This is a genomic window from Piscinibacter sp. PDB5-1 (assembly GCF_056676035.1).
This window is the reverse complement of sequence record NZ_JBWVZL010000003.1, coordinates 343,134-364,343: the sequence shown is the minus strand read 5'-3', so window position 1 is coordinate 364,343 and position 21,210 is coordinate 343,134. Positions and strand designations below refer to the sequence as shown.

Here is a 21,210-nt window from a genome sequence, read left to right as displayed (position 1 = left end):
GTGGGGACATGCACGACGGCGCGGCCCTGGCGCCGGGCCTGCCTTTCAGTTGAAGAAGCGGCTCGGCGGTGCGCCCACCGAGCGTTTGACCATGGCCGTGAACGCGCTCGGGCTTGCATAGCCCAGCTCGGCGGCGATCACCCCGAGCGGCACCTTGCGCGCCGCCATGGCCAGCGCCTTGGCCAGCAGCACCTGCTGGCGCCACTGGAGGAAGGTCGTGCCCAGCTCGCTGCGAAAGAGCCGCGCCACGGTGCGCGGGCTGGCGCCCACGCCCTGGGCGCAGTCGTCGAGCGTGGCCCAGCGCGTGGGGTCGGCGAGCACCGCTTCGCACAGGGCGAGCAGGCGCTTGTCTTGCGGCAGGTCCACGCCCAGCGGCACGGGCTGGGCGCGGCGCAGCTCGTCGAGCACCAGCGCGCTGAGGTGGTGTTCGCGCGTGGGGTCGTCCGGCGGCGCGGCGAGTTGCGTGACCAGCTCGCGCATCAGGCTCGACACCTCGACCACGCGGCATTCGCGCCACGCCGCGGCCTCGCTCGCCTTCACCGGCCAGGGGCCGATGACGCGGCCGGCGTCCTGGTGCAGGTACAGCGTGCGCAGCTCGGCGTCTTCGACCACGTGCACGACGTGCTCGACCTCGGGCGGGATCCACACCGCGCGCGAGGGCGGCACGATGTAGGTGCCCTGGTCGGCCGTCACACGAACCACGCCGGTGACCGAAAACGCCAGTTGCCCCCAAGGGTGGTGGTGCGGATCGACCTGCGTGTGCGCCGCGAGGTGCCGCGTCTTCACGCGCACCGGGTGATCGCTGCTGGGCGCGTAGCGCTCGGGGTCGATGGGGGGCACGCTGCGCCGCGTGCGGCGAATTTCGGTCATGGCGAGATCTCGACAGAAGTTGACGGATTATCGTCACTGCGACGAGGGGCGCCGGCCTAAATTCGAGCCCCGATTCATTGCCCGAGTGCTGCATGACCACCGCTTCCGCCGTCCCCTTGCGGCAAGACGCCCAGACCATCGCCCTGATCGGCATGGCGCACGGCACCTCGCATTTCTTCCACATGCTGCTGCCGCCGCTGTTCCCGATGTTCATCCGGGACTTCGGCCTCAGCTACTCAGAACTCGGCCTGCTGGTCAGCACCTTCTTCGTCATCTCGGGCATCGGCCAGGTGTTGTCCGGCTTTCTGGTGGATCGGGTCGGTGCTCGGCCGGTTTTGTTCCTTGCGCTGTTGTGCTTCATCGGCGCAGCGCTGGCGACTGCAAATGCGCAGGGCTATGCCGATCTGATCGCAGCAGCGGCTTTGGCAGGGTTGGGCAACGCGCCGTTTCATCCGGTGGACTTCACTATCCTCAACAAGCGTGTCTCGCAACCACGCCTGGGACACGCCTTTTCGGTACATGGCATCAGCGGGAACCTGGGTTGGGCGGCGGCACCGGTGTTTCTGGTGGGGCTGACGGCGTTGACGGGTTCCTGGCGCATCGCCGTGAGCTGCGCAGCAGCTTGGGCTGCTCTGGTGCTGATGGTGCTGTGGTTCAACCGTGCCGCCATTGACGACCGCGCGGGACACTGGGCACACGAGACGAAAACCGGCGCGGTTGAGGCCTCGCGCGAGCATCCACTGGCCTTTCTGCTCCTGCCGTCTGTGTGGCTGTGCTTCTCGTTCTTCTTTTTCACTACCTGCGCGCTGTGCGCCATTCAGAGTTTTGCCAGTCCTGCGTTGCACCAGATTTACGGGTTGCCACTGTCGGGCACGGCGTTCGTCGTCACGGGCTACATGCTGTTCGGTGCCGCCGGCATGGTGGCTGGCGGATTTCTGGCCGCCAAAGCAGATCGGTTGGAGCGACTGATTGCGATCTACCTCAGTGGGGCGGCGGTGGTGCTGGCGCTGGTCGGCACCGGACTGCTCCCGGGTATGTTGGCCGCCATCGTGGCTGCGCTTGCCGGGTTCGGCACCGGGCTGGCTGGCCCCTCGCGCGACCTGCTCATCAAGCAGGCTGCACCGGCCGGTGCCACAGGACGTGTCTATGGCACCGTTTACGCGGCGCTGGATCTGGGCTTTGCGGTGTCGGCCAAATGGTTTGGCCACCTGCTTGACCTGGGGCAGGCCGACCGTGTGTTCTATGGCGCGGCTCTGGCGCTGATCTTGGGTGTGGCTTCGGCGGGTCTCGTGGGCCAGGGCGTTGCGACACGGAGGGCTGCGGGCCGTAAAGTGCCCGCATGAAACTCACCCCACGGCTGGCAGGGCATGCGCTCGTCGAAGCGCTCGTTGAACAAGGCATCACCACCGCCTTCGGCGTGCCTGGCGAGAGCTACCTCGCCGTGCTCGACGGCTTTCACCAGCACCGCGAGCGCATCCGCTTCGTCGCCTGCCGGCAAGAGGGCGGTGCGGCCTTCATGGCCGAGGCGCAGGGCAAGCTGACCGGCCGGCCGGGCATCTGCTTCGTCACGCGCGGGCCGGGCGCCACGAACGCCAGCATCGGCGTGCACACCGCCTTTCAAGACAGCACGCCGATGGTGTTGTTCGTCGGCCAGGTGGCGAGCGACCAGCGCGACCGCGAGGCGTTCCAAGAGATCGACTACCGGCAGATGTTCGGCCCCGGCACGCTGGGCCTGGCCAAGTGGGTGGCCGAGGTCGAAAGCGCCGACCGCCTGCCCGAATACGTCGCACGGGCCTTCCACACCGCGATGCAGGGCCGCCGCGGCCCGGTGGTGCTGGCCTTGCCCGAAGACATGCTGACCACGGCGACCTCGGCCCCGGTGCTGCCGCGCGTCGAACCTGCCCGCGCCTGGGCCGCACCGGGTGCGCTGCGCGACCTGCGGGCGATGCTGGTCGCGGCCGAACGGCCCTTCGTGATCGCCGGAGGCTCTGGCTGGACGGCTGCTTCGTGCGAGGCCTTGCAGCGCTTTGCCGAAAACTGGCAGCTGCCGGTCGGCTGCTCGTTCCGCGCGCAAGACACCTTCGACAACCGGCACCTCAACTACGCCGGTGACGTGGGCATCGGCATCAACCCCGCGCTCGACAAGCGCCTGGCCGACGCCGACCTCGTGATCGCCGTCGGCGCCCGCCTGGGCGAGATGACCACCGGCGGCTACACCCGCCTGGCCGTGCCCCGGCCGAAGCAGAAGCTCGTGCACATGCACGCCGGGGCCGAAGAGCTGGGCCGCGTCTACGCCGCCGACCTGCTGCTGCAATGCGCGATGGCCGACGCCGGCAAGGCGCTCGACACGCTGGCCGCACCCGCGACGGTGCGCTGGGGCGAGTGGACGGCCGCCGCGCATGCCGACTACGAGGCCAGCCTCGCATCACCCGCCATCGAGCCGCTCGACATGGCCGAGGTGATTCGCACCGTGCAGCGCCTCGCGCCGGCCGATGCGGTGTTCACCAACGGCGCCGGCAACTTCGCCGGCTGGCTGCACCGCTTCTGCCGCTACCCCGGCCTGCAGCACCACGGGCGCACGCAGCTCGCGCCGACCTCGGGTGCCATGGGCTACGGCGTGCCGGCGGCCGTGGCCGCGTCGCTGCTGTACCCCGAGCGCACGGTCATCAACGTGGCCGGCGACGGCGACTTTTTGATGACGGGGCAAGAGCTCGCCACCGCCACCGGCCATGGCGCCGGCCGGCTCATCAGCCTCGTGGTGGACAACGGCAGCTTCGGCACCATCCGCATGCACCAGGAGCGCGAGTACCCCGGCCGCGTGAGCGGCAGCGACCTGTTCAACCCCGACTTCGTGGCGCTGGCCCGGGCCTACGGCTGGCGCGCCGAAGGCATCGACACGACTGCCGCCTTCGAGCCCGCGTTCGCCGCCGCGCTCGCCAGCGGCCGGCCCACGCTGCTGCACCTGAAGCTCGACGTGGACGTGATCACGAGCCGCACGCGGCTCGCCGCCATCCGCGACGCAGCGCTCAAGCGCTGAAGACCGGCCCCTTGGCGGGATGGGCGGGCCCTCGGGGCGCACGCCAGAATCCGCCCACCTCCACGGATCGACCCGGCCGCATGCGCCTGCTTGCCCTCGCCGCCATCGGCCTTTACCAACGCTACGTCTCGCCCCACAAGGGCTTTTGCTGCGCGTACCGCCAGCACACCGGCGCGGCCAGTTGTTCGGCGCTGGGGTTCCGCGCGATTCGCCGGCATGGCGTGGTCGGCGGCTGGCAGGTGTTGCGCGAGCGGCTGTACCGCTGCGGCGTCGTGCACCGGCGCCACCGCGCGCCGGCACCCCGGGCGTTCAACCCCCAGCGCGGCGACTGCGACCTCGGCTGCGACCTGCCCGGCGACGGCTGCGACACCCCCGGCGGCAAGGGCCTCTTCTCGCGCGCCTGCGAATGGCTGAGCTGCTGCGATTGCGGCGGCGGTTGCGACTGGCCCGAGCGGCGCAAGCAGCGGCGCGCGCAAGAAAAGTACGTCTACATTCCGCCCTCGCGCCGCGGCCGGGACCATGGCCGGAATGCTTCGCGCCGACCTTGACGCGGCACTGCGAACCTACAAATCCAACTCGACAGGGAGATCACATGAAACGCTGGGCGCTCATCACGCTGTGCACGCTGGTGCTGGCCGCCGGGGCCGGCGGCTGCGGCAAGAAGCCCGAAGCCGAACCGGGGCCGGCCCCGCAAGCCGCGACCGAGGCCCGCAGCACCGAAGCCGCGCCCGCTGCGGCAGCGGCGGCCAGTGCGGTGCGCCGCCGCCAGCTTGCCTATGCGCACGACATCCACATGGACGTCGAAGAAGCCCAGGTCGGCAGCGTCTTCGAGGCGACCAAGTCCGCCTGCGAGCAAGCCTCCGCGCAGGGCTGCGAAGTCTTGTCGGCGCGCCTCTCGACTTCGGACGCGCCCTCGGCGCGACTGCAGCTGCGCGCCCCGGCCGCGGCCATCGCGCAGCTCAAGGCCGGCCTGAAGGCGCAGGGCGGCATCACCCTCGACATCACCACCGCCGAAGACCTGGCCGGGCCGATCAGCGACGGCAGCAAGAAGCTCGCGATGCTGAAGGACTACCGCAGCCAGCTCGAAGCGCTGCGCCCGCAGGCCGGGCGCGACATCGACACGCTGCTCAAGATCACCGCCGAGCTGGCCAAGGTGCAGGGCGAGCTGGAGGCCCTGGCCGGCCAGCAGGCGCACCTGCTCGAACGGGTGGCGACCGAGACGCTCGACCTGTCGATCCAGTCGCGCAGCCACCGTTCGTTCTGGCGCCCGGTCGGCCGTGCGCTGTCGGGCTTCAAGGACGACCTCGCCCAGAGCACCGCCGCCGCCGTGACCTTCGTGGCCTATGTGCTGCCGTGGTCGGTGCTGCTGGTCGGCGGGGTGTGGGCCGTGCGCGCTTTCACCCGGCGGCGCCGGCCCCGCCCCGTCGCGGCCCCGGCGGCCGACTGAGCCCGGCCATGCGCGAGACCACCCACACCCGCGAGGCCGGCGTTGGCGACCTCGACGCACTGGCGGCCCTGTTCGACGCCTACCGCCAGTTCTACGAACAGCCGGCCGACCTGCCGCGTGCGCGCCGCTTCATCGACGCGCGCCTGAGCCGGGGCGAGTCGGTCGTGCTGCTGGCCGAAAACGCGCAGGGCCGCGCGCTCGGCTTCTGCCAGATCTACCCCAGCTTCTGCTCGGTCGAGGCCGCGCCCATCGGCGTGCTGTACGACCTGTTCGTCGCGCCTGCCGGCCGCCGGCGCGGCGTGGGCCGGCAACTGCTGCTCGCCGCCGAGGCACTGGCCAGCGAGCGGGGCTTCAAACGGCTCGACCTGACCACCGCCCGGACCAACTTCGCAGCGCAGGCCCTGTACGAATCGCTCGGCTGGGTGCGCGACGAGGTGTTTCATGCCTACAACCGCCGCATCGAGGGGCCGCCGTGCTGATGAAGGTCGGCGAGCTGGCCCGGTACGCCGGGGTGACGGTGCGCGCGCTGCATCACTACGACGCCATCGGCCTGCTGGCCCCTTCGGGCCGGTCGGACGCGGGCTACCGCCTCTACAACGATGCCGACGTGGCGCGGCTCCACGCCATCCAGGCCCTGCGCCACGCGAACATGCCGCTGGACGAGATCGCCCGGGTGCTCGACGGCGCCTCGGGGGCCGAGGGCGTGGCGGCCATCGACCGGCACATCGGGGCCCTGGAGCGAGAAATCGAGCAGGCCCAGGAGCTGCGGCATCAGCTGGTTGCGATGCGCGACAAGCTGCTCATGGACGCCCGCGCACCCAAGCGCGAGACGCTGCTCGAAGCGCTGTCGCTGATGACCATCTACAGCCAGCACTTCAGCCGGGCCGAGTTGCAGAAGATCGGCACCGGCTGGGCCGAGGTCGAGTCGGACTGGCCGCCGCTGATCGAGGCTTTGGCGCGCGCGATGTCGAACGGCGTGCCGCCCGATGCGGTCGAGGTCGCGCCACTCACGCGCCAGTGGCTGGCGCTGATGAACCGCTGGATGGCGGGCGACGCCGGGCTGATCCAGCGCTGGGGCCAGATGTACGAGCAGGGCAAGGGGCCGGTGAGTAGCCTGGGGCCGTCGCGCGAGATGTCGCGCTATGTGGTTCAGGCCTTCGACGCCCAGGTGGCGATGCTCAGAAAGCACTTCTCGGACGAAGAGATCGCATATCTCGAAAGGGCGGACACGACCGCGCTGGCCGACCTGGGCCGCGAGGTGCAGCAACGGGCGCAGGCCGGCCTCGCGCCTTCGAGCCCGGCGGCGCTCGAACTGCTGGACCGCGTCGGCCGACTCGCGCACGCGTTCGCCGGCGGCAATCTCGACTTTCGACAACGCCTCGAACAGGCCCGGGCCAACGAGCCGCTCTTTGCCGCGATGGCCCCGGTGGGCCCGGTCGCGCAGGACTTCCTTCGGCGGGTGGCGGAGGCGCACGGTCCCGCCCGCGTGTGAGACCGGCTGACCGGTCGCTTGACCCTCACGCAGCGTGAGGGTTCAAAGTCGCGCCATGCATTCAACACCCCGACTCCACGCGCTCGACAACCTGCGCGCGCTCATGATGTGGCTCGGCATCGTGCTGCACGTCGTCATCCAGCACGTCACCGTCCCCTCGCCGATGCCCTGGCGCGACCCGCAGACGACACCCGTCGCCGACCTGTTGCTGGCGTTCATCCACGCCTTTCGCATGCCGGTGTTCTTCGTGCTGGCGGGCTTCTTCATGGCCTTGCTGGTGGCGCGGCGCGGCCCTGCGGCGACGCTCAGGCACCGCATGCGCCGGCTCGCGCTGCCCTTCGTCATCTTCTGGCCGCCGGTCTTTCTGGCAATGGGGATGCTCGCGCTGGCGTTCGTCCACCGGGTGACCCTCGGCACATGGGGCCTGGAGCCGGCGCTCTTCGTGCCCGTGCCGGGCGCGCCCATGGTCAGCACCGCGCACCTGTGGTTCTTGTACCTGTTGATCTGGTTTTCTCTGCTGACCTATGCCGCCGCGCGGTGGGCGCCGCGAATCCCCGAACGGGCGCGGGCCGTGGTGGCCGCCGCCTTCGGCCTGCTCGGGCAGCGCAACTGGGGCGTGCTGGTGCTCGCGCTGCCGCTGGTGCTGGCGGGTGTGTCGTACCGCGACGGTCTGCTGATGCAGCACGGTTCGTTTCTGCCGCCCTGGCAAGAGTGGCTGCACAACGGCGTCTTCTTCGTCTTCGGCTGGTACCTCTTCGGCCACCGCGAGCGGCTCTTTCGCCGCTTCATGGACCGCTGGGCCGTCTACGCGGTCGCCGGGCTCGCGGCGTTTCTTGCGACTGGCGCCGTGCTGGGCCTGCCGGCGGCGCACCCCTTGCGCCACCCGGCGCTGATCGCCTTCTGCTACGGCGTGGCCTCGTGGGCATGGAGCTTTGCGCTGATCGGCCTGTTTCTGCGGCACGCTCCGGCCCGCAACCGGGTGCTCGGCTACCTGGCCGACAGCTCGTACTGGGTCTACATCGTGCACATGATCGGCACGATCGGCATCGGCGCGCTGCTGGTCACGGCGCCGCTGCCGGCGCTGGGCAAGATCGCCATCAACATCGTGGCGACCTCGGCGCTCGGGCTGCTGAGCTACCAGCTGTTCGTGCGGCACACCTGGGTGGGGCGCTTGCTCAATGGCAGCGAAGCCGAGCGCCAGAAGTCGCTGGATTCCGCCCGCGCGCAGCCAGCCGATGCCGTTTCAGCGGCCCGGTGACAGCGCGGCTCAGCGCGTGCCCGCCACCCGCCAGACCACGTTGCCCACATCGTCGGCCACCAGCAACGCACCGCGCCGGTCGAGCGCCACCCCGACGGGGCGGCCGCGCGCCTGGCCCTCGGGCGTCAAGAAGCCCGTGAGCACGTCGAGCGGTTCGCCCGTGGGCTTGCCGTCGGCGAAGGGCACGAAGATCACCTGGTAGCCGCTGTGCGGTTTGCGGTTCCATGAGCCATGCTGGCCGATGAACATGCCGCTGGCGAAGCGGGCCGGCAGCGTGTTGCCGCCCGCCCACGCCAGCCCCAGCGAGGCGGTGTGCGCGCCGAGGGCGTAGTCGGGCACCACCGCCCGGGCGACGAGGTCGGGGCGCGGCGGCTGCACGCGTTCATCGACGTTGCGGCCGAAGTAGCTGTAGGGCCAGCCGTAGAAGGCGCCGTCTTGCACCGAGGTGAGGTAGTCGGGCACGAGGTCGCTGCCGATCTCGTCGCGCTCGTTGACGACCGTCCACAGCGTGGGCGCCTGTGTGCCGCTGGCGGGCGTCCACGCCATGCCGACCGGGTTGCGCAGGCCGGTGGCGAAGAGGCGCTTTTGGCCGGTGGCCGCATCGACTTCCCAGATGGCGGCGCGGCCTTCTTCGATGGCCAGGCCGTGTTCGGCCACGTTGCTGTTCGAGCCGACCGCCACGTAGAGCTTGCGGCCGTCGGCGCTGGCGATCAGGCCCTTGGTCCAGTGGTGGTTGATGCCGGCGGGCAGGTCGGTCACCTGGGTGGCCGGCGCGGTGATGCGCGTCGCGCCGGCCGCGTACGGAAACTTCACCAGCGCATCGGCATTGGCCACGTAGAAGTCGCTACCGACCAACGCCATGCCGAAGGGCGAGGCCAGCCCTTCGAGAAAGGGCGTGCGCAACTCGGCCCGGCCGTCGCCGTCGGCGTCGCGCAGCAGGGTGATGCGGTTGGCGCTGGGCACGGCGGCACCGGCGGCACCGAGCACCTTGCCGGCCACCCAGGCGCGCAGGCCGCCGCCCGCGGGGGCCGGCGGGCGGTTGGTTTCGGCGACCAGCACATCGCCGTTGGGCAGCACATACAACCAGCGCGGGTGGTCGAGCCCGTCGGCAAACGCAGTCACCGCCAGCCCCTCGGCCGCCTGGGGTTGGGCACCTGCCGCCCAGCCAATGGGCTTGGCGATGTTCACCGTGGGGATCAGCGTCTTGTTCGGCGGCGGCAGCTGCGGCGTGGGGCCGAAGCCGGCCGAGGACGGCAGCTTGGCCGTGTCGCCACAGGCCGCGAGCAGGCCCACGGTCAGCGCGGTGGCCAGCACGGCTCCCCGTGACGTGCCGCGTGGCGGGGGCGAGACGGATGTCGGTCGGGGCATGGGGCTTCTCCGGAGCGGGTGAGGTGGGGGCGGGCCGGCGCGGCCATGATGTCGGCCGCCACGATCAGGTCGTGGCGATTCTTTCGCAGCGGCGCGTGCCGCGTGGCCGAGCCGTCCGGAGACCCTTCGCTTCATGCCTGAGTTCATTGCTGTCGATCGTTGCTGCTGGCCCCGCATCACCTGGTGGGCCGCGTGTCTGGCGTCTGCGTCGGCTGCGGCCCAGACGCCAACCGTGACGCTGGCGCCCATCGTCGTCACCGGCTCGCGCGGCGAGGTGCAGGCCTTTCACGCGCCGCACGCGGTGTCGGTGGTCGATGCGGATGCGCTGCGTGCCGGCGGGCCGATGGTGAACCTGTCCGAATCGCTCGCGCGCGTACCCGGCCTCACGGTCAACAACCGGGGCAACTTCGCGCAAGACCTGCAGATCAGCTCGCGCGGCTTTGGCGCGCGGGCGAGCTTCGGGGTGCGCGGCCTGCGGCTCTACACCGACGGCATTCCGGCGACCATGCCCGACGGCTCGGGGCAGGTCAGCCATTTCGACATCGCCGGCGCGCAGCGCGTCGAGGTGCTGCGCGGGCCGTTCTCGGCGCTGTATGGCAATGCGTCGGGCGGCGTGATCGCGCTCTACACCGCGCCGGCCAAGAAGCAGCTGCAGTGGTCGCTCGACGCCGGCAGCCACGGCATGCGGCAGTTGCGCGGTCAACTCGCGCTGCCGCTCGAAGACGGCCACGAGCTGCAGGCCACGGTGAGCCGCTTTCGCACCGAAGGCCACCGCCCGCACAGCCACGCGCGGCGCGACCTCGCGCAACTGCGCTGGGGCTGGACCGGCGAGCGAGACCGCCTCGTCGTCATCGGCAACGCGCTCGACCAGCCCGCCGACGACCCGCTGGGCCTGACGCGCGCGCAGTACGCGGCCGACCCGCGCCAGACCACGTCGCAGGCGCACGACTTCGACACGCGCAAGCTCGCGCGGCAGCAGCAGCTCGGCGCGAACTGGGTGCGCCTGCACGAGGGCGTGCTGAAAGAGACCGCGCTCACGGCCTACCTCGGGCACCGCACGGTGACGCAGTGGCAGTCCATCCCGCCCGGCGTGCAGACCGCGAGCGCCAACCATGCGGGCGGGGTGATCGACTTCTCGCGCCTGTACGGCGGGCTCGATGCGCGCGCTACCTGGCGGCTCGCCCCTAGCGCGCGCTTGGTGGCCGGGGCCGCGCTCGAACAGCAGCGCGACGAGCGCCGGGGCTTCGAGAACTTCATCGGCGCCCAGCTCGGGGTGATCGGTGCATTGCGCCGCGACGAAGTCAACCGTGCGCAAACCGCCGACGTGTACGCGCAAGCCGAGGCCGACCTGACGCCGCACCTGTCGCTCAGCGCGGGCCTGCGCCACGGCCGGGTGCGCTTCGAGTCGAACGACGCCTACCTGTCGAACGGCGACGATTCGGGCCGCGCGGCGTGGTCGTCGAACACACCGGTGGCCAGCCTGCTGTGGCGCGCCAGCCCGCGTCTCAACGCCTACGTGAGCCTGGGGCGCGGCTTCGAGTCGCCCACGCTCAACGAGGTGGCCTACCGCAGCGACGGCCTTTCGGGCTTCAACGGCGAACTGCGCCCGCAGACCAGCCGGCAGGTCGAGGCTGGCCTCAAGTGGCGCGACGACACCGGCCACGCCTCGGCCGACCTCGCGGTCTTTCAGGCCGACACCGAAGACGAAATCGCCGTGCGCAGCAACACGGGTGGCCGATCGAGCTTCGCCAACGTCGGCCGCACGCGCCGGCAGGGCGCCGAGCTGGCACTGCAATGGCGACCGTTGCCCGTGCTGCGCACGCACGTCGCCTGGACCTGGCTCGATGCGCACTACCGCGACGGCTTTCTCACCTGCAGCGGCACGCCGTGCCTGGCGCCCACCACGCCCGTGACTGCCGGCAACCGCATCGCCGGCACCTCGCCGCGCAGCCTGTTCGCCGAGGTCGCGTGGCGGCTGCGCGAGAACCGCGAACTCGCGCTCGAATGGCGCGCGCAGGGCCGCGTGCCGGTCAACGACACCAACACCGACTTCACCGAGGGCCACGGCCTGCTCGCCCTGCGCGGCGAGGTGAACCTGGCGGCCAAGCCCGAACGGCTGGGGGCCGTCTCGCTCGTGGGGCGCATCGACAACCTGCTCGACAAGACGCACGCCGGCAGCGTGATCGTCAACGAGGGCAACGGCCGCTTCTTCGAGCCCGGCGCGCCGCGCAGCTGGTTCGTGGGGCTGCGGCTGAAGCTTTGATGTGCGTGGTCAGCCGCGCCGCAACAGCAAGACCACGCCCACCAGCACCACGCCCGCTGACAGCCATTCGAAGGGCGTCACCACCTCGCCCAGCACGGCCACGCCCAGCAGCAGGGCGATCACCGGGTTGACGAAGGTGTAGCTCGACGCCAGCGCCGAGCTGGTGCTCGACAGCAGCACCATGTAGGCGTTGAAGGCGATCAGCGAGCCGAAGACCACGAGGTAGATCCACGCCGCCACAGCCTCGGCGCGCGGCGGCCACGCCGGCTGCTCTTGTGTCAGCGCCGACAAGGCCAGCAGCACCAGGCCGCCGCAGAGCATTTCGCTCGCGAAGCCGACGGCGCCGGGCGCGAGCGGCAGCTTGCGCTGGCTCAGCACGCTGCCCACCGACCAGGTGGCGCACGCGATGGCGATGGCCGCCAGCCCCGCCGGCGAGGCCTGGAAGCCCTGGCCCTGCGTGAGCATCAGCACGCCCGCGAGGCCGACGCCGATGCCCCAGCGTTCCATGCGGCCGGGGCGCACGCCCCACAGCAAATCGAGCCCCGCGATCATCAGCGGCACCACCGCGATGAAGGCCACCACCAGACCCGAGCCCACGGTCTGCTCGGCATAGGCCGTGCCGCCCATGCCGCCGCCGAGCATCAGCGTGCCGACCACCAGCGCGTTGCGCCACTGCGTGCGCGAAGGCCAGGGCGCGCCGCGCCAGCGCATCCACGCCATCAACACCGCGCCCGCCGCGAGAAAGCGCGTGCCCATCTGGAAGAAGGGCGGAAAGCTCAGCAGCGCGAACTTGATGGCGAGGTAGGTCGAGCCCCACACCAACCAGGTCGCGGCCAGGCACAGCCACACCGTGGTGGACAGGCTTTGCGTGCGTGGGTGAGAGGCGGGCAGGGGGCTGGCAGACACGGCGACATCCTTTCTCGACGGCTTGCCATGCTAGAAAGCCGGTCGTTCGAGGTGAATGCGACGCTGAAGGAATCTGCCCACATTCGCCGTTGATTTCAACGTTTGCCGAGGGCTTTGCCTTGACTGCCGAACTCGATGCCCACGACACGCGCATCCTCGCCGAGCTGCAGGCCGATGCGCGCCTGACCATGGCCGAGCTGGGGCGCCGCGTGCACCTGAGCCAGCCGGCCGTCACCGAGCGCGTGCGCAAGCTCGAAGCGGCGGGTGTCATCACCGGCTACCGCGCCACGGTGAACCTGCAGAAGCTGGGCTACGGTATCCGCGCGATCATCCGCGTCGGCCGCGCAGAATATGCGCGTGTGGTCAAGCTGATCCAGCAGACGCCCGAGGTCGTCAACGCCCACAACGTGACCGGTGAAGACAGCTGGATGCTGGAGATCGCCGTGATCGACGTGGCGCATCTCGACGCCGTGGTCACCAAGTTCTGCCTGCTCACCGAGACCTCGACCGCCATCATCCTGAACGTGGCCCGCGAGCATCAACCCATGCTGCCCGCGCGCCGCGAAGACGTGAAACCCCCGATCAAGAAAGTAGGAACCGCATGACCACCCCAGACTTCGCCACCTGCGACCTCTGCGACGCGAACAAAGGCAGCACCGACGGCAGCTTTCGCGTGCTGCCGCCCGTGTTCAACAGCTACGGCGGGCGTGAGAAGTTCGCCGGCGAGGTGGTCACGGTCAAGTGCTTCGAAGACAACTCGTTCGTGAAGACCACGCTCGACTCGCCCGGCCACGGCCGCGTGCTGGTGGTCGATGGCGGCGGCTCGCTGCGCCGCGCGCTGGTCGGCGGCAACATCGGCGCCGCCGCGGCCAAGAACGGCTGGGCTGGCGTGGTGGTCAACGGCTGCGTGCGCGACAAGGCCGAACTGGCGGCCTGCGACGTGGGCATCCGCGCGCTGGCGCTGATGCCCTGGCCGACCGAGAAGCGCAACGAAGGCCAGAAAGACGTGCCGGTGCTGATCCAGGGCGTGTGGGTGCGCCCCGGTGACTGGCTCTACGCCGACGAAGACGGCATCGTCGTGATGGCCGCCAAGGCCTGACCGGCAGGCAGGGGCGCGGCGACCGCCGCGCCTGGGAGGCACGCGGCCCGCAGCGGTCGCGTGAAACACCAGAACAACAGAAGTCAGACTGGCATGAAGCAGCAGTTCAAGCTCGCCGTGAAGGTGAGCACCATCGTTCTCGCGCTGATCGGCGCCCTCATCGTTGGCGCATTGCTGGTGGGGCTGGGCCTGGAGTGGTACCGCAGCCCGGCGCGCCACGCCCCCGAGACCATCCAGCGCCTGCACGAGGTGTACGGCGGCACCGTGGTGCGAGACGGCGTCCTGCTGCGGCAGGTGAACAAGTCCGACGCCGGGGTCACGGCGAGCTACCTGTTCTTGCAACCGATGTTCGACCACACGGTGGACGAGAAGACCCGGCTCTTCGTCGTCGGCCTGCGCGAGGTGCGGCCTGAGCTGGTCGAGCAGTTCGAAAAGGGCGAGCTCGATGTGGCCAAGTTCGGCGCCAAGGAGTCGGTGGAGTCCTTCGTGAACGGCGACCTGGCGTTCGCCACCAACGCCGGCGTGATGCGCCACGAAAACCAGGGCTGGGTGTTGGGCCCGACGACCGGCGACTTCGTTCAGATGTCGGCTGACGCGACCGACCGGCCCGACTTCGAGGCGATCCAATGGAGCGCCAAGCAGCCCGGCATTGCCGTGCTGCACCCGAGCGAACGCACGTACTTCGTCGCGTTCGACAACAACTTCAAGCAGGTGCTGAGCCTGACCACGGCGCACGACGACCTCGACGACTGCCTGGCCGCCGAGAACGAGGCCCTGGCCTACCAGCAAGAGCGCGAACGCCTGCAGGCGGACCGGACCGAAGCGGCGGCGTCCTCTGCGTCGTCGGCGGCCAGCGCTGCCTCCGCCCGGGCCTCGGGCGCCCAGGCTGAAGCGGGTGACCAGGAAGACGGCAACCGAGAAAACGACATCCCCGACGAGGAGGCCTACAAGTAGCAGTTCGTGTGCGTGCGGATGAAAGCGGTGCTGAGCGTGTTGCCGTCCGAACACAAAGGCTTCAAGGATCTGAAGGTCACGGTCGAAGGCCGCGGCCAGAACGAGGGCGACTACCGCCGAGAGATCGTCCTGCGCTACCAACCCGGTGCGCGCGCCTACCGCCATCGCCTCCAGGACGGCAGTTGGGCTGTCGAGGATGATCTGTTCAACGCGATGGTGGCCGAGTAGCAGGCGTCGAAGAGACGCGGGGGCGGTGGCTGGCCGGGGCGGCCCGGTGGAGCGAGCGCCGGCGCGGCTTTCCGACACTGTGCAATCCGCCCGCCCGCGCCGCGCCTGGCGCCGAGCGAATGGCACCACGGGGCCATCGGCGCTAGACTCCGTCCATTCGCAACCGCGAAAAGTCACTCCGAGGCGAGTTGTTCATGTCCTCCCCCGCACGCAAGACCATCGAGCTGTCCGTCGGCCAGGGCGAAGCCCAGGTCACCCGTGGCAAGAAAGACGCGCGAGTGATCTCCACCCCCCGCGCCGACCTGTACCTGCTTCGCCTGGGCGACCGCAAGCCCAAGAAAGACGCGGTGCGCCCCGGTGAGATGGCCTCGACGATGCTGCCCAAGCTGGGCCGGGCGCTCAACAAGCCCGGCATCGACCGTGAGAAGATTTTCCGTGGGGCCTCGGGCCAGGTGGTCTACGCCTATTCGGCCCACCCGCAAGACCCGACCCTCTTCGTGCGCGAAGATGCGAGCGGCAACCGCACCGTCGGTCGCCTGGTGAACGGCCGCTTCCAGGCCGCCTGACCCGGCGTTGAGCACGCCGCCCCCGGGCCGCCAGCGCCCCCCGAGCCCCGAGCAGCTGCTGCGGGAAGTCACCGCGATTTCGGACCGCCCGGTCGCGGTGGTCGTCGCCGGCCACAACGGCTCGGGCAAATCGACCCTCTGGTACGACCGCATCTCGAAGCTGATGAAGATGCCGCTGGTCAATGCCGACCGGCTGATGCTTTCCATCCTGCCCTTCGCTGACCGCGAAACCCAAGAATTACCCACCTGGGCACAAGCGCTGCGTGACCACGACGAGCGCTGGCAACGCCTGTCGCAAGAGGGCGTTCAGCTCTTCCTCGGGCTGATCATGAACCAGGGCATTCCGTTCGCGTTCGAGACGGTGTTCTCGCACTACGTGAAGCGCCCCGACGGCAGCATCGACACCAAGATCGACCAGATCCGCCGCCTGCAGCGTGCGGGCTACTTCGTCGTTCTGCTCTTCGTGGGGCTCGAATCGGCCGAGATGTCGGTGCTGCGCGTGCAGACGCGGCGCAGCCAGGGCGGCCACGACGTGCCGTACGAGAAGCTGATCGACCGCTTTCCGCGCACGCAAAAGGCCATCGCGCTGGCCGCGCCCATCGCCAACATGACGCTGATGTTCGACAACAGCCGGGGCGCGAAAGAGGCCTTCACGCTGGTGCGGGTGCAGCGCCGGCGCACGGTGCTGTACGACTGCCGCGACCCCAGCTTCACGCAAGACAAGGCCTTGCTGCACGTGGCGATGCGCTGGCTGCCGAAGGTGGCGCCGCATGGCCGACGCTCGCGCCGGGCGCTGTCGAAGGTGCTGCCCAAGCCCGGCGGCGAACCTCAACCCTGAGCGCTGTCGCCTGAGCGGCGGTAGCCGCGCATGAAGGGGGTGGCCGAGGCGCCATGCAGCAGCACCGACAGCGCAATGGTCACCAGCACCGCGTCGGCGAGCGGCCGCATGTCGGACGCATTGCCGCTGTGCGAGATGGCGAACGCGAGGTAATACATCGAACCGATGCCGCGAATGCCGAACCACGCCGCCAGCCAGCGTTGTGTGGGCGTGAGGCCCAGGCCGAACGTCGTGATCCACACGGCGAGTGGCCGGGCAACGAACAGCAGGCCGCCCGCAACGAGCAGACTCGTCGCGTGAAAGGCTGTGTGGCTCAGCAGGCTGCCCACCACCAGCATCACCGCCAGCTCCGCGATGCGTTCCACGTCGAGGGTGAAGTCGAGCACCGTCTTGGCCATGTAGGTGCAGGTGGGTTCTTCGCGGCTGGGTGAGGCGAGGGCAGCTTCGGCCTGGTCGGCGCTGTCGCGGTATTCGACGTGCCGCATGGCCAAGCCCGCCGCGAACACCGCCAGAAAGCCGTACAGCTGCAGCTTCAGTGCGGCACCGTAGACGAGCCCGATCAGCCCCAGCGTGAGAAAGCTTTCCATGCCCAGGGCCTGATGGCGCTCGCGACGCAGGTGCACCACCGCACGGCTGAAGCCGAAGCCCAGGGCCCAGCCCAGCAAGAGGCCGCCGGTGACGGCCCAGAGCACGTCCACGCCCAGCCAGCGCAGGCCGCCATCGCCCAGTTCGTGCAGGCCCAGCAGTCCGAGCGCCAGCATCACGAAGGGAAACGCCGCGCCATCGTTCAACCCGCCTTCCCCAGTGAGGCTGAAGCGCAGGGCGTCGCGGTCACGCACGCTGCGCACCTGCACGTCCGAGGCGAGCACCGGGTCGGTCGGTGCGAGCACGGCCCCGAGCAGCAGGGCCATGCCGAGCGACCAGCCGAGCGCCAGGCCCAGCAGCGTCAGCAGCGCGATCGTCACCGCCATGGTGAGGGTGGCCAGCAGTACCGGGGCGCGCCACAGGCGGTCAGACAGCCGCACCCGCAGCCGAAGCCCCACCGCGAACAGCGACACCAGCACCGCCACCTCGGTGAGGATCTCGATCAGCGTTGTGTCTTCGCCGATGAGCGCGAGGTTGATGAGCCCGAAGACCTCGGGCCCCAGCAGGTAGCCCACCACGAGGTACAGCGCGGCGGCGTTGACCGGCAGCCGCTTGAGCAGCGTGTCGGTGACGCCGACCAGCACCAGCAAACCGCCGATCAACAGGCACCAGGTGGCAAACATCAGGGGGTGCCCGGTGCCTTGGCGCCGTCAGGCGGGGTGAAAGATTTCCAGCAGCCGGTCGAGCCCGCCCTCGTTGATGGCGACCATGGCTTTCTCACGCACCTTGGGCTTGGCGTGGTACGCCACGCTCAGGCCGGCGGCGCCCATCATCGGCAAATCGTTGGCCCCGTCGCCGACCGCAATGGCTTGAGAGGGAGCGCAGCCGGCGCGTTCGCAGGCGGCGAGCAACTGGCGCTTCTTTTCTTCGCCATCGACGATGTCGCCGACCACGTGGCCGGTCAGCAGGCCGTCTTCGATGCCGAGCACGTTCGAGCGCGCGACGTGCATGTTCAGGCGGCCACGCACCTGGTCGGCAAAGAAGGTGAAGCCGCCCGAGACGAGCAGGGTGCTCAGGCCGGCGGCGTGCAGGGCGTCGAGCAGCTCTTGCGCGCCGGGGTTCAGGCGCAGGCGACGGGTGTAGACCTCGTCGAGCGCAGCGGCCGGCACGCCCTTCAGCAGGGCCACGCGGCGGCGCAGGCTGTCCTTGAAGTCGGTGATCTCGCCGCGCATGGCCGCCTCGGTGATGGCGGCGACCTCGGCCTTCTTGCCGGCCGCATCGGCGATCTCGTCGATGCACTCGATGTTGATGAGCGTCGAGTCCATGTCGAACGCCGCGACCTTGAAGTTCGACAACGACAGCGGCGGCGTGAAGCCTTGGACGACGAGGCCCGGGGCGTGTTCGGTGGACATGCGGATCAAGGGAGCGAGAAGGAGGCGCGATTCTAGGGAAAGGCCTGCCCAAGCCGCGGACGCCCGATCTTCGCCCTTGCCGCGCGGTGGCTCGCGCAATCGATTGCGCAAGGCCGCGCGAGGGCGGTCGATCGGTTCACTCCTCGGCGTCGGCCCACATGCCGTTGACGTTCGCGAGCGTGCATTGCGCTGTGTAGGGCTCGCGCCGCTCTTCGCATTTCGCGAGGGCGCCGCGCACCGCTTCGCGCGGGCTGGACTTGCCCGACACCCAGCCCCAGGCGCCGCGGTCGGACGTGGCAAACGCCTTGTGGTTGGGTTCGCGGGCGTAGACGTCCGTGTACGCGTCGCGCGCTGCCTGCGAGCGCAGCAGTTGGCTGGCATTCGGTGGCAGGGCCTGGGTTTCGGACACTTCCTCCTCGTCGTCCATGCCGGCTTCGAGCTTGTTGACAAAGCCCTTGTACGAACTGAGCGCCACCCCCACCCCGATGAAGAACACCACACCCGCCACGATGGTGAGCAGCATGTTGCCGCGCCGCGGCTTGGGGCCGTAATCGTTCTCTTCGGCATTGCCGGGCCACAGCATCAACACCAGCCCGAACACGTTGCCGACGTAGGGCACCAACATGAGCAGCGACCACCAGCCTGTGCGGCCCACATCGTGCAGGCGCAGTGCCGACAGCCGGATGCTGAGCAGAAAAATGGCCACCAGGCCCAACGCCAGGGGGACGAACAGCAGCATGCTGCGCATGGCGGTCGCGGCCACCGCGAGCAGCGTCACCAGCACGAGCATGAGGCCCATGATGGCGATGCCCGCGTTGAAGTAGCTGGTGCGCCCCATGCGGCCTTCGAAGCTCATGCTGAGGATGGGCGGCGGATCGACCAGTTCGTCTGAGCCGACGAAGCCCCCCCGTTCGCGGGCGAGTTCGGCCTTCGGTGGCGCAAAGCGCCCGCTGCCACCCTGGCGCGCGGCCAGCCGTTCGGCCAGGGCGCGGTCGGACTCTTCTTTCTTCGCGGCGATGGCGCGCGCAATGTCGGACGTGCACGAGCGGCACAGCAGAAAGCGCTTGGGCTGCCGCTCGCCGCAGTTGGGGCAGGTGACTTCTTCTTCGAGCGGCGCCAGCGGGGGAATGCCGTCCGCCAGGCCGGGCGTGGCGGGGCTGAGAACCGGGGCCGAAATGGTTGGCGCCGCGACGGGGGCCGCGATCGGCGCAGGCGCGGGCACAGCCGCCACAACAGCAACCGGCACCGCGACGGGCTGAGGTGCCGGGACTGCGGCCGGCGCTGGTGGCGCTGCCGGCGGGTCGCCCAGCGGCATCAGTTCGGGCCAGTCGCTGATCGGCTCCATCACCACGCGCATGCCGATCTTGCGCAGCCGGGCGACGTAGCGTTCACCTTCCTGCTGTGCGATGGTGCGCTTGAGCACCGTGCGCTGGCCCGAGAACACGGCCGCGAGCCGCTCGCCGTCGAACTTGAACAGCTCGCCGAACGCCCGCTTGACCTCATCGAGCGTGTGCCCCTCGACCAACTCGCCCGCAAACACCAGACGCACCTGCGCTTGGCTCTCCATTCGACCCTCCATCCAGAGTTCCCTCGGTCCACTGCCTTTTATGTGGGGCGGGAGCATACGTGGCTCGCGGCCCGGTCGCGTCGGGCAAAACGAGACCTGTGTGGCAATCGGCGGCGCGGGTGGGGCCGCGCCCCCGCGGCCTGTCATGGCAATGTCACGTTTTGCCTCTACATTTCCACATATTTGGAAATACTGGTCGATGCACGTGCCCACACGTGTGCCCGACCTCCCGTTTCACATCTCTCACCTCAAAGCACCATGCGAGTAGGCATCAACGGAATGGGCCGCATCGGCCGCCTGGCGCTGCGCGCCGCCCTGGGCGCGGCCGAGCGCCCGAACGACGACCCCCGAGCCGGCAACCGGCTGAGCGTCGTCCACCTCAACGAGATCAAGGGCGGCGCAGCCGCCACCGCGCACCTGCTGGCCTTCGACAGCGTGCAGGGCCGCTGGCGCGAAGACATCGCGGCCGAAGGCGACAGCGCCGTGCGCATCGGCGCGCAAACGCTCTCGTTCTCGTCGCACGCCACGCCGGCCGAGGTGCCCTGGGGCGAACTGGGCGTGGACCTGGTGCTCGAATGCACAGGCAAGTTCCTGACCCCCGAGACGCTGCGAGGCCACCTCGACCGGGGCGCCAAGCGCGTGATCGTCGCGGCGCCGGTGAAGGTGGGCGACGTGCTCAACGTCGTCGTCGGCGTCAACCATGGCCTGTACGAACCCGCCCAGCACCGCATCGTGACGGCCGCGTCGTGCACGACCAACTGCCTCGCGCCGGTGGTGAAGGTGGTGCACGAGGCGATCGGCATCCGCCACGGGCAGATCACCACCATCCACGACCCGACCAACACCAACCTCGTGGTCGATGCGCCGCACAAAGACCTGCGCCGTGCCCGCAGCGCGATGCTGAGCCTGGCGCCCACCACGACCGGCAGCGCCACGGCCATCGCGCTCATCTACCCCGAGCTGGAAGGCAAGCTCAACGGCCACGCGGTGCGGGCGCCGGTGCTCAATGCCTCGCTGACCGACTGCGTGTTCGAACTGAAGCGCGAGACCACGGCCGACGAGGTGAACGGCTTGTTCGAGCAGGCGGCGAAGGGAGTGTTGGCGGGCATCCTCGGCTACGAGACGCGGCCGCTGGTCAGCGCCGATTACGCACGCGACACGCGCAGCAGCATCGTCGATGCGCTTTCGACGATGGTCACCGACGGCACGCTGCTGAAGGTCTACGCCTGGTACGACAACGAGATGGGCTACGCCTGCCGCATGGTGGACCTGGCCTGCCACATGCACGGGCAGGGTGTCTGAGATGAATGAGGGCGCATC

General features: G+C 69.7%; 21 protein-coding genes. 15 read left to right on the top strand and 6 right to left on the bottom strand.

Annotated elements, in window-relative coordinates:
• Nucleotides 1–45: 45 nt before the first annotated feature.
• Nucleotides 46–870 carry an AraC family transcriptional regulator gene (locus AC1KAT_RS14610; protein WP_480327185.1) on the bottom strand — a complete coding sequence of 275 codons (825 nt, stop codon included), beginning with the start codon at nt 868–870 and terminating at the stop codon, nt 46–48.
• Between the two features lie 92 nt (nt 871–962).
• On the opposite strand from AC1KAT_RS14610, the gene AC1KAT_RS14605 reads away from it, so the two are divergent.
• The 7 genes from AC1KAT_RS14605 (at nt 963) to AC1KAT_RS14575 (ending at nt 8,104) form a co-directional block, all read left to right on the top strand.
• Nucleotides 963–2,213, top strand: coding sequence for an MFS transporter (locus AC1KAT_RS14605; RefSeq protein ID WP_480327183.1), 1,251 nt, complete (start codon nt 963–965; stop codon nt 2,211–2,213).
• Complete coding sequence (locus AC1KAT_RS14600; RefSeq protein WP_480327180.1) at nt 2,210–3,907, top strand: thiamine pyrophosphate-binding protein; 1,698 nt, start codon at nt 2,210–2,212, stop codon at nt 3,905–3,907. Before AC1KAT_RS14605 ends, AC1KAT_RS14600 begins: the two co-directional genes overlap by 4 nt.
• A gap of 80 nt (nt 3,908–3,987) precedes the next feature.
• On the top strand, nt 3,988–4,455 hold the full coding sequence (gene yidD / locus AC1KAT_RS14595; RefSeq protein ID WP_480327178.1) for a membrane protein insertion efficiency factor YidD: 468 nt from the start codon (nt 3,988–3,990) through the stop codon (nt 4,453–4,455).
• A 44-nt stretch (nt 4,456–4,499) separates the two neighbouring features.
• A complete protein-coding gene (locus tag AC1KAT_RS14590) occupies nt 4,500–5,354 on the top strand; it encodes a DUF4349 domain-containing protein (RefSeq protein WP_480327176.1) in 855 nt (284 codons plus the stop codon).
• Between the two features lie 8 nt (nt 5,355–5,362).
• Complete coding sequence (locus AC1KAT_RS14585; protein WP_480327174.1) at nt 5,363–5,833, top strand: N-acetyltransferase family protein; 471 nt, start codon at nt 5,363–5,365, stop codon at nt 5,831–5,833.
• Nucleotides 5,833–6,846, top strand: coding sequence for a MerR family transcriptional regulator (locus tag AC1KAT_RS14580; RefSeq protein ID WP_480327768.1), 1,014 nt, complete (start codon nt 5,833–5,835; stop codon nt 6,844–6,846). Before AC1KAT_RS14585 ends, AC1KAT_RS14580 begins: the two co-directional genes overlap by 1 nt.
• A 55-nt stretch (nt 6,847–6,901) precedes the next feature.
• On the top strand, nt 6,902–8,104 hold the full coding sequence (locus tag AC1KAT_RS14575; RefSeq protein ID WP_480327172.1) for an acyltransferase family protein: 1,203 nt from the start codon (nt 6,902–6,904) through the stop codon (nt 8,102–8,104).
• A gap of 9 nt (nt 8,105–8,113) precedes the next feature.
• Here the strand turns inward: AC1KAT_RS14575 and AC1KAT_RS14570 are convergent, their stop codons facing one another.
• Complete coding sequence (locus tag AC1KAT_RS14570; RefSeq protein ID WP_480327170.1) at nt 8,114–9,472, bottom strand: PQQ-dependent sugar dehydrogenase; 1,359 nt, start codon at nt 9,470–9,472, stop codon at nt 8,114–8,116.
• Nucleotides 9,473–9,704: 232 nt separating this feature from the next.
• Between AC1KAT_RS14570 and AC1KAT_RS14565 the strand changes: the two genes are divergently transcribed.
• A complete protein-coding gene (locus AC1KAT_RS14565) occupies nt 9,705–11,735 on the top strand; it encodes a TonB-dependent receptor family protein (protein WP_480327168.1) in 2,031 nt (676 codons plus the stop codon).
• A gap of 9 nt (nt 11,736–11,744) precedes the next feature.
• Here the strand turns inward: AC1KAT_RS14565 and yedA are convergent, their stop codons facing one another.
• A complete protein-coding gene (gene yedA, locus AC1KAT_RS14560) occupies nt 11,745–12,641 on the bottom strand; it encodes a drug/metabolite exporter YedA (RefSeq protein ID WP_480327166.1) in 897 nt (298 codons plus the stop codon).
• A gap of 119 nt (nt 12,642–12,760) precedes the next feature.
• On the opposite strand from yedA, the gene AC1KAT_RS14555 reads away from it, so the two are divergent.
• The 6 genes from AC1KAT_RS14555 (at nt 12,761) to AC1KAT_RS14530 (ending at nt 16,326) form a co-directional block, all read left to right on the top strand.
• Complete coding sequence (locus tag AC1KAT_RS14555; protein WP_480327164.1) at nt 12,761–13,246, top strand: Lrp/AsnC family transcriptional regulator; 486 nt, start codon at nt 12,761–12,763, stop codon at nt 13,244–13,246.
• Nucleotides 13,243–13,740 (top strand): ribonuclease E activity regulator RraA, encoded by a 498-nt coding sequence (gene rraA, locus AC1KAT_RS14550; RefSeq protein ID WP_480327162.1) that lies wholly within the window; start codon nt 13,243–13,245, stop codon nt 13,738–13,740. Before AC1KAT_RS14555 ends, rraA begins: the two co-directional genes overlap by 4 nt.
• Nucleotides 13,741–13,833: 93 nt before the next feature.
• Entirely contained in the window at nt 13,834–14,694 is an 861-nt protein-coding gene (locus tag AC1KAT_RS14545) for a hypothetical protein (RefSeq protein WP_480327160.1), read from the top strand.
• Nucleotides 14,695–14,712: 18 nt separating this feature from the next.
• Nucleotides 14,713–14,922 (top strand): hypothetical protein, encoded by a 210-nt coding sequence (locus tag AC1KAT_RS14540; RefSeq protein WP_480327158.1) that lies wholly within the window; start codon nt 14,713–14,715, stop codon nt 14,920–14,922.
• Nucleotides 14,923–15,116: 194 nt separating this feature from the next.
• On the top strand, nt 15,117–15,488 hold the full coding sequence (locus AC1KAT_RS14535; RefSeq protein ID WP_480327156.1) for a hypothetical protein: 372 nt from the start codon (nt 15,117–15,119) through the stop codon (nt 15,486–15,488).
• Between the two features lie 7 nt (nt 15,489–15,495).
• Entirely contained in the window at nt 15,496–16,326 is an 831-nt protein-coding gene (locus AC1KAT_RS14530) for an ATPase (RefSeq protein WP_480327154.1), read from the top strand.
• On the opposite strand, the gene AC1KAT_RS14525 is transcribed toward AC1KAT_RS14530, so the two are convergent.
• From AC1KAT_RS14525 to AC1KAT_RS14515, 3 genes are all read right to left on the bottom strand, one after another.
• On the bottom strand, nt 16,317–17,594 hold the full coding sequence (locus tag AC1KAT_RS14525; RefSeq protein ID WP_480327152.1) for a cation:proton antiporter: 1,278 nt from the start codon (nt 17,592–17,594) through the stop codon (nt 16,317–16,319). The two genes, AC1KAT_RS14530 and AC1KAT_RS14525, sit on opposite strands and share 10 nt — an antisense overlap.
• A 27-nt stretch (nt 17,595–17,621) precedes the next feature.
• Entirely contained in the window at nt 17,622–18,323 is a 702-nt protein-coding gene (gene serB, locus AC1KAT_RS14520; protein ID WP_480327150.1) for a phosphoserine phosphatase SerB, read from the bottom strand.
• Between the two features lie 136 nt (nt 18,324–18,459).
• Entirely contained in the window at nt 18,460–19,890 is a 1,431-nt protein-coding gene (locus AC1KAT_RS14515) for a DUF805 domain-containing protein (protein WP_480327148.1), read from the bottom strand.
• Between the two features lie 258 nt (nt 19,891–20,148).
• Between AC1KAT_RS14515 and AC1KAT_RS14510 the strand changes: the two genes are divergently transcribed.
• Nucleotides 20,149–21,192 (top strand): ArsJ-associated glyceraldehyde-3-phosphate dehydrogenase, encoded by a 1,044-nt coding sequence (locus tag AC1KAT_RS14510; RefSeq protein ID WP_480327146.1) that lies wholly within the window; start codon nt 20,149–20,151, stop codon nt 21,190–21,192.
• Nucleotides 21,193–21,210: the final 18 nt, after the last annotated feature.

Excerpts from the sequence above, each read along its gene's own strand:
- AC1KAT_RS14590 (WP_480327176.1), top strand. The coding sequence starts at position 4,500 with ATGAAACGCTGGGCGCTCATCACGCTGTGCACGCTGGTGCTGGCCGCC.
- AC1KAT_RS14535 (WP_480327156.1), top strand. The coding sequence starts at position 15,117 with ATGTCCTCCCCCGCACGCAAGACCATCGAGCTGTCCGTCGGCCAGGGC.
- AC1KAT_RS14600 (WP_480327180.1), top strand. The coding sequence starts at position 2,210 with ATGAAACTCACCCCACGGCTGGCAGGGCATGCGCTCGTCGAAGCGCTC.
- AC1KAT_RS14545 (WP_480327160.1), top strand. The coding sequence starts at position 13,834 with ATGAAGCAGCAGTTCAAGCTCGCCGTGAAGGTGAGCACCATCGTTCTC.
- AC1KAT_RS14525 (WP_480327152.1), bottom strand. The coding sequence starts at position 17,594 with ATGTTTGCCACCTGGTGCCTGTTGATCGGCGGTTTGCTGGTGCTGGTC.
- serB (WP_480327150.1), bottom strand. The coding sequence starts at position 18,323 with ATGTCCACCGAACACGCCCCGGGCCTCGTCGTCCAAGGCTTCACGCCG.
- AC1KAT_RS14580 (WP_480327768.1), top strand. The coding sequence starts at position 5,833 with ATGAAGGTCGGCGAGCTGGCCCGGTACGCCGGGGTGACGGTGCGCGCG.
- rraA (WP_480327162.1), top strand. The coding sequence starts at position 13,243 with ATGACCACCCCAGACTTCGCCACCTGCGACCTCTGCGACGCGAACAAA.
- AC1KAT_RS14510 (WP_480327146.1), top strand. The coding sequence starts at position 20,149 with ATGCGAGTAGGCATCAACGGAATGGGCCGCATCGGCCGCCTGGCGCTG.
- AC1KAT_RS14570 (WP_480327170.1), bottom strand. The coding sequence starts at position 9,472 with ATGCCCCGACCGACATCCGTCTCGCCCCCGCCACGCGGCACGTCACGG.
- AC1KAT_RS14610 (WP_480327185.1), bottom strand. The coding sequence starts at position 870 with ATGACCGAAATTCGCCGCACGCGGCGCAGCGTGCCCCCCATCGACCCC.
- AC1KAT_RS14540 (WP_480327158.1), top strand. The coding sequence starts at position 14,713 with ATGAAAGCGGTGCTGAGCGTGTTGCCGTCCGAACACAAAGGCTTCAAG.
- AC1KAT_RS14515 (WP_480327148.1), bottom strand. The coding sequence starts at position 19,890 with ATGGAGAGCCAAGCGCAGGTGCGTCTGGTGTTTGCGGGCGAGTTGGTC.
- AC1KAT_RS14585 (WP_480327174.1), top strand. The coding sequence starts at position 5,363 with ATGCGCGAGACCACCCACACCCGCGAGGCCGGCGTTGGCGACCTCGAC.
- AC1KAT_RS14575 (WP_480327172.1), top strand. The coding sequence starts at position 6,902 with ATGCATTCAACACCCCGACTCCACGCGCTCGACAACCTGCGCGCGCTC.
- AC1KAT_RS14605 (WP_480327183.1), top strand. The coding sequence starts at position 963 with ATGACCACCGCTTCCGCCGTCCCCTTGCGGCAAGACGCCCAGACCATC.
- yidD (WP_480327178.1), top strand. The coding sequence starts at position 3,988 with ATGCGCCTGCTTGCCCTCGCCGCCATCGGCCTTTACCAACGCTACGTC.